The sequence below is a fragment of the Microcoleus sp. Pol12B4 genome (assembly GCF_036701385.1).
Classification (GTDB): domain Bacteria; phylum Cyanobacteriota; class Cyanobacteriia; order Cyanobacteriales; family Microcoleaceae; genus Microcoleus.
In genome coordinates this window covers 1-11811 of sequence record NZ_JAUBQR010000210.1, presented here as the reverse complement: position 1 = coordinate 11811, position 11811 = coordinate 1, and the positions used below count along the sequence as shown (strand labels likewise).

Sequence of the window (11811 nt, the reverse complement as noted above, 5' to 3'; positions counted from 1 at the left end):
TTCTGTAGCAGTGATGTTCGTAGGTGCAATGCTGAAACCGGCAGAGTCATCATTTGTGATGCTAGTTGTAGCAGTTGCAGTATTAATGGTAGGTGTCGGCCCAGGTGCAACAGGATTCGATAGCGTAACCGCAACTGTTTCGTCGGGTTCTACTAATCCGTCGCCTACCACATTTAATGTGATAGTTTTAGAGGTTTCACCCGCAGCAAAGTTGATTGTCCCGCTAATACCCGTTGCCCCAGAAGTGTCGCCGATGCTGTTGTAATCGCTGACGTTTGTAGCAGTTCCGGCGATCGTATAATTGACGCTACTTGCTACATCTGTGCCACCGCTGCGAGTCACGGTAAAAGTTACGGGAGTTGTGTCAGTATTGCCTTCGACGATACTGGGAATATCAGTCGCAATGGCGTAAGAAATTGGCTGGTTAGCTGCAATAGTCAGTGTCGCTTGATTTGTTGTACCAACCAAGTTTCCAGTAGTAATTATGCCAATGTCGAGAATTACTGTTTCATCGTTCTCAGGGATACTGTCAGGTGTGATCGTGACAGCAACATTCTGAGTGAGAGTAGTAGTGCCGGCGGGGAAAGTAACAGTGGTAGGCGAAATTGTGTACTCTGAAGTGGTGGCTGTGCTGCTGGGGTTAATTGCAATTGGTACAATTACATCGCCCAAGGGAGTGCCACCGCTGAGGGTAACGGGAATATTAACTACTGTGTCTGTTGTTCCTTCTGTACCACTGTATGTTGCTGCACCGAAATTAACTGTATTGGGTGTATTCAGCAGAAGTGAAACATCTTTAGAAGTAAAGTTGGGCGTAGCTAAATCCAACTTGCCGTCAGCATTAAAATCTGCCGCAGCGATCGAACCGGGAGCAGTCCCTACACTAAAATTGACGGCATTACCAAAACTGCCCGTACCGTCCCCCAACAAGACTGAGACATTGTTATCTCCGCCGTTAGACGCGGCTAAATCGAGTTTGCCGTCGCCATTAAAGTCGCCCGCAATTACAGATGCGGGAGATGAGCCGACACTAAAGTTGGTAGTAGTACCAAAATTACCCGTACTATCCCCCAACAAAACTGAAACGTTGTTAGAACCGCTATTCGATGCGGCAAGATCGAGTTTGCTGTCGCCATTAAAGTCGCCTGTAACGACAAAGTGATTCCCTGTCCCCGCGCTAAAGTTAACCGGGGCGCTAAAGTTGCCCGTACCATCTCCTAACAAAACTGAAATATTGTTAGTGACGCTATTGTTCGAGGTGACTAAATCAAGTTTGCCGTCGCCGTTAAAGTCGGCTGTGGCAATAGTAAGAGATGCTCCTGCATTAATGCTAACGGGATAGCTAAAGCTACCAGTACCGTCTCCCAAAAGAATTGAAAGGTTGTTGCCACTCAAAGGGGCTGTGGCTAAATCTAACCTGCTATCTCCATTAAAGTCGCCCGCAGCGATTGCTCGAGGATTTATCCCTTGACCGAAGTTGGTAGGATTGCCAAAAGTGCCAGTACCTGTCCCCAGCCGGATCGAAACGAAATCGCCGTTAGCGCCACTAATAGGATTCGCTACAGCTAAATCGAGTTTGCTGTCTCCATTAAAGTCGCGCACTGCAATGGAATTGGGAATCTCGTTGCCGGGGTTAAATAAGTTAGTAGCAGTACCAAAGCTACCCGTATTTGTCCCCAACAATATGGAAATATCTCTGGAGTTGAGGTTGATCACGGTTAAGTCGGGGAAACCGTCGCCGTTAAAGTCGCCCGTATCAATTGAAAGAGGAGTTGCCGTCGGCGAAAAGCCCGCACTAAAGTTAGTAGCCTTACTGAAGCTGGAGAGAACGTGGTTGTAAGCCGCCAGCACTTCTGGCCGAAATGCTAAAGGTGTTGCAATTTTCCCTGATGTTACTTCTAGGAACCAGTCGCCGCCTTTTGCGGCACTTCCGGTGAGGTTTTGCGAAGCCGCAACCGACGCGCTGGTTAACTCACTCAGGCGTTTTATAAATGCTTTACCTGTCTCGCCTGCTGCTACGTTGCACCCATACAAAAGAATGTGAGGTCGATTGTTGGGGATTGAGTCGGTTCGTGGCGAAAACCACTGCTGTAGAGAATTCCGAGCGCACTCTATATCATCTAAACTCAAACTACCGTCGCCGAGTTGCAAGCTGCCTGGACTGCCGTGAGAAATGATGTGAATGCTGTCAATATTGGTACGATCGCCTAAAATTTGAGTAATTTGGTTGATCGCATCTTTATTCCCATCCAAAACGACTACTTCTGTACCCGGTGTTACTCCGGCAATCAAACTTTGATAATCTTCAACTTGAGTGTCGATAAAGGCGATCGACCTTACTGAAACTGGAATATTTAAATTGGGCATAATCCACCTGACTGAGGTTTCAAAAAAATACAAAAATTCCGCTATTTCGTGACAGGCGTCCGAAACTATCTATCAATTTTTATTTATACAGACACACCCTTTATCCGTAAAAACTCGGTGAGTCCTCATCTTTTGTCGTAACCATAACAGTTTTTTTACAGAAAATATGTAAATTTTTCTTAAAAAATACCTGGTTAATTAAATTTTTGATAAAGATATGGAAAATACTTAAGTATTATTACTGTAACGAATGCTATATGGATTTACCACAAATATTTGTGAAACGTAAGTGCAATTGTACAGAAATTTCAAACTCAGCAATTTTGATACATACTTTAGGGCGCGTCAGCAATTAGTCGTGCAGAAAATACGGTCTTCTAACCCACCCTACTAAACTTTGGATTACTTCAAACGCCCATCTATCCCCGCTAAAATCTGCTCGGCTTGCCCGCACAAAGCAGCGTGGCAGCAACCGTTACTCGCCAACAAACCCCCCCACTGACTCACATCTCCCCGGTTATATTGCAAAGTAGAACCGTCAAAACGAGTAAATTGACCGCCCGCTTCAGTCAAAATTAATTCCGGCGCCGCTAAATCCCAATCTTTCGGTGCAGACTTTCCCGAAAGCGCAATATAAACATCAGCCTTTTGTTCTACAATTGTCGCAATTTTACAGCCGATACTGCCGACAGCTAGTTGATTTTGACAAGGCAGTTTTTGTAACAATTGATTAAAGCGATCGCCCCGGTGACTGCGGCTTGTTACTATAGATAAATCTGCCACTATATTTCGCGCCGAAACTTGCAACTTTACCGCAGAACCGTCCCGACTTTCCATAAAAGCACCAGCATTTTGCACCGCGTAATAAATCTTTTGCTGTTGGGGCCAAGCCACAACTGCCAATACTGGTCTTCCGTCGAATGTTAAAGCAATGTGAACGGCAAATTCACCTGTCCTGTCAATAAAATCTCGCGTTCCATCCAAAGGGTCAATAATCCAAACCCAACTTTGAGGTAAGGGAACTTTACCATAAGTTTCTAAATAAGATTTGTAAGTTTCTTCGCTGAGATAGCCAAATTCTGCATTCCCTAAAGCCGACTGCAATTCGTCGAGAATGTAAGAATTGACAGCGACATCGGCGGCGGTGACGGGGCCATCTTTTTTCTCTTGGATGTCGAGGTTAGGAGTGTTGGAATCCTTCCGATAATAGGATTGTAGGATATCTGATGCACTCCAGGCGATCGATCGGGCAATTTCGCTGATTTCTTCGAGAGTTTTCATGAATTTCTTTTTTGTGAACCGCAGATAAACGCCGATTAACCCAGATTTCTGTAGGGGCGGTGTCCCTGTGCCCGCCCCTAGGAACAATACATTAGCAATTACCAATTAATATGAGGATATTTCCATTCATAATAATTGGGAAACACAAAATTAGTAAACGAAACCGAAATACTAACCTCCAATGATTTTACATGGTGCCACCAACCGACAGGAATAAAGATAGCCTCTCCCGGTTCCAAAATCACTTCAATAATTTTCGCGTCTCTGTAAAGCGGGTATTTGTCATAATCGGGATTTTCGCCGTCAACCTTGCTGAAAACTCCGACGTGATTGTAAAGCAGAGGTGTTTGTTGCGGAGAAATTAATTTAATTAGTTTGCGACCTGACACTTGAGCTAAAATTAAATTAACTGGGTCATGGTGCAGCGGTGTAATCGTACCTTTCGGACCGAACCAAAAGAAAACTCTGCCTTTTGTGTCCGTTGGATTTAGGTATTCTGGGAAAATTTCAATGTCGTCGAATAGGGATTTAAATTCCTCTCTTTCTAGAGTTTTGTTGTTAGCAACCATGTAGTAGTCGTTGCTAGGCCCGCCCTTGACCACCATCTCTACATATTTGCGGAACAAAACAATTTTTTTGTGATTTTCTATCTTAATTTCGTAATTCGGGTCGGAATTGCGGTTAGCTTGAATTTGCACCTCTGCATCGCCATATTTTTGCTGCAAATACTCCGGCGTCCACAACTGCAACGCTTTCCAGTTGTGCATAATATTGGTAATAATTACTGGAGTATTTTTTGCATAGTAATTTTCGAGAAAATACTCTCTAGAAAGGCTACTTTTGCGTTCGATTGTGCCAAACTTGGAAGACAATGCAGCTAATTGATTGCTAATCCTGAGATGCGATTCTAATTTCTGCAATAACTGCACGTACTGACTACCTGCTTGAAAGTAGGGATGAGATGATATTTCCCTAACTTCTGCGGTGGCTGTTTCCGCATCTATGCCGGTATTTATTAGCCCTTGAATGATTTCTGCATCGGGTTGATTTAATAATTTGTTAGCCGCCACCCACTGTTTCATATTGTCGGGAAGTTCTTGTTTGCTTGGGGTGAGTAAATTGGGCAAATTTTGGGTCAGCCATTCTAGGTTAACTTGCTGCTGTTCTGTTAGGGTAATCCGCAAAGGGGGAAGGGTGATAGTTAGGGGTTGGGTGTCAGACATGATTCGGGTATGTTGTTTTGGGAGTGTTTTGTGTGAGTTGAACTTGTCTTACTAATATAGCAATTTTGTTAACGAACCGCGACGGCGCTAAGGGCGCGAAGAAAGAGAAGAGAGAAGTTTACAAATTTGGTCGAGGTTACTGTCAGGATTTTAACTCAACAAGTGTTGCCAGTTCAAGTTTTCTAGCTTTGAGCGGTTTTAACCGGATAGTTTGGTTAATTTTAATTTAAAATTAACTCTTATTCATCCAGGCGCGGGTTCCGAAGTTTTTGCAGGAATCGGAAGCGATTTTAGCTGCTGCGTTGAGAGTATCTGTAAAGTTATTTTGCAGAATGTAGTGACAGAAAGCCCCGTGAAAAATATCGCCGGCCCCTAAAGTGTCTGTGGCTTGAATTTGAGGTGTTTCTATATGACCGTAAGTGGCATTGCTGAGGTATAAAATTGATTTTGCGCCGCGAGTGATGGCAATATGGGAAATTCCGGCTGCTGATAGGTAAGCAAAAACTTGTTCTGAATTTTCGCACTCTGGTGGATGAAAGTTATCCGAACATACCGCCCATTCTATAAAAGGTAATATTTCCTCTAATCCGGGTTTCCAACTGCCACCGTCAAGGACAATGGGAATGTTTTTTGACTTGGCAAGTTGAGCAATTTCTTTGCTGGCTGCGATTTGATGTCCGTCAACCAGTACAATATTAACGGATGTTAAAATATCCTGGTTAATTGTTTGACTGTCAACTTGCGATTTTGTAGCATTGATGGAAACTACCGATCGATCGCCCGTTGCTTCAGTTACAATAATCGAGGAAACTGGCGGCGAGTGCGATCGCCCGGGTTCCAAATCAATTATCCTGACATTATACTCCGCTAAGTCTGCGCGAATTAATTGGGCGATCGCGTGAGTACCCAAAACCCCAGCCCATATCGCCACATTCCCCAAATAGCTAAAAGTCACCGCAGCATTTGCCGCCGGCCCGCCCGCAGCAATGGTACAATCAGAAGCAACAACTTTCTGATTTTCACCCGGAGGCTTCTGGGCCAAATAAACTAAATCTAAAGTCGCCAATCCCAAAAACAATCCAGTTTTCATATCTTCTTAAATGTGTGGCATGGGCGTCCCGCCCGTGCTTTAAATGTGTGGCCTAGGCGTCCCGCCCGTGCTTTATCTGCGGTTAAAAAATCCCAATCTTAAAATGCAAACAAATCCCACTACAGGAACACTTTACATCGTAGGAACCCCGATCGGCAACCTCGAAGACATGACCTTTCGCGCCATCCGAATCTTGCAAACAGTAGACTTCATCGCCGCCGAAGATACCCGCCATACAGGCAAACTTTTGCACCATTTTCAAATCAAAACTCCCCAAATCAGCTATCACGAACACAACCAAAACCAGCGACTCCCCGAACTCATCGACAAACTGCTTTTAGGCAAAGATATCGCCCTCGTCACCGATGCCGGAATGCCGGGAATTTCTGACCCCGGATACGAGTTAGTCAAAGCCGGCGCCGATGCTAATATTAACATTATTCCGATTCCCGGCCCGACCGCCTGCATTGTTGGCATAACTGCATCAGGATTACCCACAGGAAGATTTGTATTTGAAGGTTTCTTACCCGTGAAAGGTCAAGAACGCCAACAGAGTTTAGAAGCTTTACAAATAGAATCCCGCACTATAATATTATACGAATCTCCGCACCGATTGCGGCAAACTTTACAAGATTTAGCAAATAGTTTGGGAAGCGACAGACAGATTGTGCTGGCGAGAGAGTTAACTAAAATGCACGAAGAGTTTTGGCGTGGTAGTATAGAAAGTGCGATCGAGCTTTACACCAATCGCGAACCCCAGGGAGAATTTACCCTAGTAATTGCCGGCATCCAAACAGCAGCCCCAATATTTTCCGAAGACGCCATCAAAGCAGAATTGCAAACATTAATTGCCGAAGGCATAAGTCGTTCCCAAGCCAGCCGCCAGCTAGCCCAACAAACATCCCTCCCCCGCCGCCAAATCTACCAACTCGCCCTCACAATTGGCGACAATGAATCACTAGAACAGCCCGTGGATGACTTGTGAATATCTCTCTTCTTCTCTGCGCCCTCTGCGCCCTCTGCGGTTAAATAAAAAAAGCTAGATACTCACACTCAGAATTATATGGTACGCGGAAACTACGATCGACAAAAACCATATTTACGCAACCCCCACATCAACAAACCAATTGCCGAAATTTATGCAGACTTAGACGCCTTTACCTGGGAGATATTTGAAGACCAACCCCACCGCTTCGATACCGTCAGTTTCTACGTCTTGCTTCCCCCACTGTTTTACGAAGGACGTTTCATCAAAGGAATTTATTTCAGCGAAGCAGTCGAACTCATCAACAAACTATTTCCCCAACTTTCCTCAGTATTTTTATCCTTCGCCTATTCGCCCGGAATCTCCTACTCCTGGGCCCCCATAGCTGACGCCTACTCTAGTTTATACAAAAACCCGCAGCGAGATAAGTGGTTTCGCGAAACTTATCCCGATCGCGCCCATAAACCAATCATACCCCTACAAGACACCGACTTCATCAACGAATACTTAATTTCCCCGCGCAACGTCCCCGCAAAAGACATCGACCTCCTCGCCGTCGCCCGAATTTCCGAAGAAAAAAATTTGCCAATTATTGCCAAAGCCTTAAAAGTTTACCGCCAAAAATATCCGCAAAAACCAATAAAATTAACAGTAGTCACCGGCCACGAATTTGATGCTAGCAACCTGAAAACTCTCGACCAGTACGCATTAAAAGAATGGCAAGAAGTCGAGACAATTTTAACCAATCCCTCCGACTACATTAACTTAGTGCCGAGAGTTGACTACTACAGCGAAATCCCCACATATTATTCGCGAGCCCAAGCATTCGTCCTCGGTTCCCTCCTAGAAGGAAAAAACCGGGGAATTACCGAAGCCATGAGTTGCAACCTACCAGTAATTTGTTTTGAAGAATTCAACCAATACGCCAGAGGAAACTCGCCAGTTTTCCCGGAAGGTGCGGGTCTTTACGCCAAATTTGACCCGGAATCCTTAGCCGATACTATATATACAGTATTGGAAAATCAAAGAGAATTCAAACCGCGATATCAGTATTTAAAGCATTGCGGGCGGAAAAACTTTTTCAATACTTGTATAGACAGTTTTCCTTACTATCAGCACAATATTCCTGACTATAAGCCCGGAGATGCGATTAACAATTTGTGGTTAGATTTAGCAGTTCAACAAAATTATCAAGTTAGTTTGAACAGCTTTTTGTACAGAGGTTCTCCCTTGTCTCATATTCGCGGGACAAATGCGATTCAGCACCATCTCGGTCAGTTAACAAAATTCAAATGACAGAGAATAAAGATATAGCACAGCCACATTGGTTTCAATAAACACGTTGAACCCGCCGCAGTCCGGCAGAGGTAGAAACCCCTGCCTCAAAGCTAAAGTCTTCGCTATGAGGACTGAGAAGAAGACGTTTCAACATATTAGTCCTCATAGCGAGGACTTTCGCAAGCCCCGTAGAATTCATTCCCTGGCGGACTGGCAGGTGGTCGGCTTAAGTTGACACCAATGACTATGCCCAATGCCCGATGCCCTATGCCCTAAGACAATATCCTCAAAAATCTTACTTGCCAAAACTCTTGCTAAATTCACAGGAACAGCATTGCCGACCATTTTGTATCCATCAGCAATATACTTGTACTTAAAAATAAACTCATCCGGGAAAGTCTGAACTCTCGCGCACTCTCGCACAGAAAGCCGACGGTAAGGCAGAGGCGAATTGGGGTCAAAAATGCGTTTGTCTTTGCCAACCAGAATCATTTTACTAGCTTGAGGATGGAGAGGTGCGTGTCTGCCGCTTGCCTGAATGGTAAAGGAAGGTTCTGACCAACTTCTAACTCGATTCCGCGACATATAAAGGCTGGAAAACCCCAAATCTGCACATTCGTGATTTAGGACAGAATCGTGATAATTATCTAATTTAGCCTTAACTGACATTGGCGCGATCGCCTGCAAATCAAAAATCGCATCTTTCAGCGTCAAAACCTCGGTTCCCGCTTCGGGAAACTCAAAACCAAAACCCAGAGTTTCCCGATAGCCAACAACAATCACCCTTTGCCTATCTTGCGGAACACCAAAATTTCTAGCATTCAATAACTTGTACGAAACCCGATACCCGATGTCCTCAAACTGCGATAGTATATAAGTGAAAGCATCCTTGTTTCTGGGAGCCAAGATACCGCTAACATTCTCAGCTAAAAAAAACAAAGGCTGCTTGTCGCGGACAATTCTGATATACTCCCAGAAAAGTTGACCCCGACAGTCATCAATCCCCCGTTTAGCGCCGGCCGCACTCCAACTTTGACAAGGAGGGCCGCCGATTATCCCAATACAGTTGGGAATTTCATCAGATTTGATTGTTCTGATATCTCTGCGATCTAAAATAGTTTCAGGATGGTTAAACTCGTAGGTATCCCAAATAGACTTATCATATTCATTGGCCCAAACCGGATTAAACCCAGCCAAGCGAAAACCCAAATCCAACCCGCCACAACCCGAAAACAGAGAAATAATATTCATACCAATCGACATCTATCTCCTCTCTTCCTTCGCGCCTTCGCGGTTCGTTAAAAAATCCAATAATCGTCAATGAATGCAGAATCTATCCTTCAATCTTACCAACATTTCGGCGTCCATCTCGGCTTAGAAAGAATTCACCAACTTCTCCAAAAACTAGACAACCCTCACAAACAAGTACCCATTATCCACATTGCCGGCACCAATGGCAAAGGTTCCGTTTGCGCTTATCTCTCTTCCGTACTAACAGAAGCAGGCTATCGAGTTGGACGCTACACATCCCCGCACTTAATCGATTGGACAGAAAGAATTTGCATCAACCAAAAACCGATTTCCCCAACAGAATTGCAACAGTGTCTAGAACGAGTTGTCGCCGCCACCGAAAACAACACCGAAACTCCCACTCAATTTGAAATAATCACCGCCGCAGCTTGGCTGTATTTCGCCGAACAAAAAACCGACATCGCAGTCATAGAAACTGGATTGGGCGGTAGATTAGACGCGACTAACGTTTGCGAAACACCTCTCGCTAGCGTCATTACTTCTATCAGTCTCGACCACTGGCAAATACTCGGCCCCACCGTGGCAGATATTGCTGGGGAAAAAGCGGGAATTCTTAAAGCAAAATGTCCGGCAGTTATCGGAGAATTGCCAGAATCAGCTAGAATAGTAGTAGAAAAACGCATTCAAGAATTAGACTGTCCGGCAACTTGGGTAAAACCCGCCATACATTTAGGACAAGGATTCGCAGAATATCAGTTAAATCAAAATGCGGTGAAAATAAAATATCAATTGCCGCTGCTGGGAAAAATTCAACTAATGAATTCAGCAATTGCGATCGCAACTTTGCAAACTCTCCAAAACCAAGGATGGCAAATTTCCCCAACCGCCATCGAAAACGGTATCGCCAAAACCCAATGGCCCGGAAGACTCCAGCAGACAACTTGGAAAAACCGCAATATATTAATTGACGGCGCGCACAACCCCGCCGCAGCGATCGCCCTGCGTGAATATGTCGATAATCTTAACAGTTCCCAACCGATTAACTGGGTAATCGGCATTCTTGCGACTAAAGACTGCGATGATATTTTGAAAGCATTACTCAAAAAGGGCGATCGAATTTACCTAGTACCCGTACCCGATCAAAACTCATCATCCCCCGCAGAATTAGCCACCCTAGCTCAAATTATCTGCCCCGAATTAACACTCTGTCAAGCCTTCTCCGACTTAACAACGGCCTTAGACGCTGCTGTTACAGGCGACAACCTAACAATCCTTTGCGGTTCCCTTTATCTCGTCGGCTATTTTCTGCAACAACAACAATCCCAAGCTTAAACGCATCAGAATTGTGTTTCTTCCTCAGTAAAGATAGGAGGCCACAATTCCGAAACGGGCAATTCCCAACCGGGAAAAAGTTCTGCTAATGTTAAGATATCGCCATTTCCTAAAACAGTCGGTTCACCTGTAGAGCGATAAATAGTAACTGTCTCTTCATCAGGATCGATCAGAATTCCGACGATCGCACCCAGTTCTATAAACTTCAAAACCTTAGTTTCTATAAGTTTAATGCGATCGCTCTGAGATTTAATCTCAACCACCAAATCGGGGACAAGTTCTCCAAAATAACGCGGACTTTGGCGCAAGCGGGCGGCGCGCACAAAAGAAACATCCGGTGCTTTCACATTCGTATCCGGCATGATGAAACCGCCTGCGGAGTCAAAGACTCTCCCCAAGCGACGGGGATAAACCCAGTTACCCAGCAAGCGAATCAAAATACTGCTGATTTCACTGGATACGATGTCTGATGGCCCCACAATTGAAAGTCTCCCGTCTTCTAGTTCAATTTTGTAATCTAAACCCGCTTCGGAAAAAAGGGTTTGAACTTGGTTTAAATCTTTGAGTGTCATCGCTGGCATAAGAATTTTCTCCTATTCCGATCTGAGTTTTGATTTTAACACGAGTTAAATTTCTGAATATTTGAGGAATTCAGGCTATATTGCTGCAAATCATCAATCAAGCTGAATTCAGAAAGGCGATCGCACGGGATAAATAAATTCGGTTTCTGGGATGAGCGATCGTTCTTATCAACAAACATTTACCTCTAAAATAGTCGAGATTGACTTATCCAGAGTTCTCCTCGGACTCCGCGTTGTGAAGAGGCGGTAATTTCATCATTCGATAATAACTTAAAAGCTTATATATGCTTATATATGGCGGCACAGATTCCCATTATTTAATAATACGTCAAGTGGCATAAAAAAGGGTAGTGGCCAAGAAGTAATGATGGTAAGATAGTAGCCTTGATAAGTTTTTTGTCAACTATGCCGAATTGTCCCGTT

Annotated in this window: 9 protein-coding genes; 3 read left to right on the top strand and 6 right to left on the bottom strand. The window is 44.4% G+C overall.

Going from position 1 to position 11811, the window contains the following annotated elements:
• The 4 genes from QUA38_RS23235 to QUA38_RS23220 form a co-directional block, all read right to left on the bottom strand.
• Positions 1-2367 (bottom strand): DUF4347 domain-containing protein (locus tag QUA38_RS23235; RefSeq protein ID WP_333166023.1); only part of this gene is annotated, 2367 nt, incomplete at its 3' end.
• A 402-nt stretch (positions 2368-2769) separates the two neighbouring features.
• Positions 2770-3648: an inositol monophosphatase family protein gene (locus tag QUA38_RS23230; protein ID WP_333166021.1), complete on the bottom strand. Its 879-nt coding sequence runs from the start codon at positions 3646-3648 to the stop codon at positions 2770-2772.
• A gap of 98 nt (positions 3649-3746) precedes the next feature.
• Complete coding sequence (locus tag QUA38_RS23225) at positions 3747-4871, bottom strand: cupin-like domain-containing protein (RefSeq protein WP_333166018.1); 1125 nt, start codon at positions 4869-4871, stop codon at positions 3747-3749.
• Between the two features lie 232 nt (positions 4872-5103).
• A complete protein-coding gene (locus QUA38_RS23220; protein ID WP_333166016.1) occupies positions 5104-5961 on the bottom strand; it encodes a PfkB family carbohydrate kinase in 858 nt (285 codons plus the stop codon).
• A 103-nt stretch (positions 5962-6064) separates the two neighbouring features.
• Between QUA38_RS23220 and rsmI the strand changes: the two genes are divergently transcribed.
• The gene (gene rsmI, locus QUA38_RS23215) at positions 6065-6946 is read left to right on the top strand and encodes a 16S rRNA (cytidine(1402)-2'-O)-methyltransferase (protein WP_333166014.1); all 882 of its coding nucleotides are present in this window, start codon (positions 6065-6067) and stop codon (positions 6944-6946) included.
• 78 nt (positions 6947-7024) lie between these two features.
• On the top strand, positions 7025-8242 hold the full coding sequence (locus tag QUA38_RS23210; RefSeq protein ID WP_333166011.1) for a glycosyltransferase: 1218 nt from the start codon (positions 7025-7027) through the stop codon (positions 8240-8242).
• Between the two features lie 177 nt (positions 8243-8419).
• Here the strand turns inward: QUA38_RS23210 and QUA38_RS23205 are convergent, their stop codons facing one another.
• The gene (locus tag QUA38_RS23205; RefSeq protein ID WP_333166009.1) at positions 8420-9475 is read right to left on the bottom strand and encodes a DNA cytosine methyltransferase; all 1056 of its coding nucleotides are present in this window, start codon (positions 9473-9475) and stop codon (positions 8420-8422) included.
• Positions 9476-9544: 69 nt separating this feature from the next.
• Between QUA38_RS23205 and QUA38_RS23200 the strand changes: the two genes are divergently transcribed.
• Positions 9545-10807: a folylpolyglutamate synthase/dihydrofolate synthase family protein gene (locus QUA38_RS23200; protein ID WP_333166007.1), complete on the top strand. Its 1263-nt coding sequence runs from the start codon at positions 9545-9547 to the stop codon at positions 10805-10807.
• Between the two features lie 5 nt (positions 10808-10812).
• On the opposite strand, the gene QUA38_RS23195 is transcribed toward QUA38_RS23200, so the two are convergent.
• Positions 10813-11388, bottom strand: coding sequence for a Uma2 family endonuclease (locus QUA38_RS23195; protein WP_333166004.1), 576 nt, complete (start codon positions 11386-11388; stop codon positions 10813-10815).
• Positions 11389-11811: the final 423 nt, after the last annotated feature.

Coding starts and splice junctions, on each gene's coding strand:
- QUA38_RS23230 (WP_333166021.1), bottom strand. CDS start 3,648: ATGAAAACTCTCGAAGAAATCAGCGAAATTGCCCGATCGATCGCCTGG.
- QUA38_RS23225 (WP_333166018.1), bottom strand. CDS start 4,871: ATGTCTGACACCCAACCCCTAACTATCACCCTTCCCCCTTTGCGGATT.
- QUA38_RS23220 (WP_333166016.1), bottom strand. CDS start 5,961: ATGAAAACTGGATTGTTTTTGGGATTGGCGACTTTAGATTTAGTTTAT.
- rsmI (WP_333166014.1), top strand. CDS start 6,065: ATGCAAACAAATCCCACTACAGGAACACTTTACATCGTAGGAACCCCG.
- QUA38_RS23210 (WP_333166011.1), top strand. CDS start 7,025: ATGGTACGCGGAAACTACGATCGACAAAAACCATATTTACGCAACCCC.
- QUA38_RS23205 (WP_333166009.1), bottom strand. CDS start 9,475: ATGAATATTATTTCTCTGTTTTCGGGTTGTGGCGGGTTGGATTTGGGT.
- QUA38_RS23200 (WP_333166007.1), top strand. CDS start 9,545: ATGAATGCAGAATCTATCCTTCAATCTTACCAACATTTCGGCGTCCAT.
- QUA38_RS23195 (WP_333166004.1), bottom strand. CDS start 11,388: ATGCCAGCGATGACACTCAAAGATTTAAACCAAGTTCAAACCCTTTTT.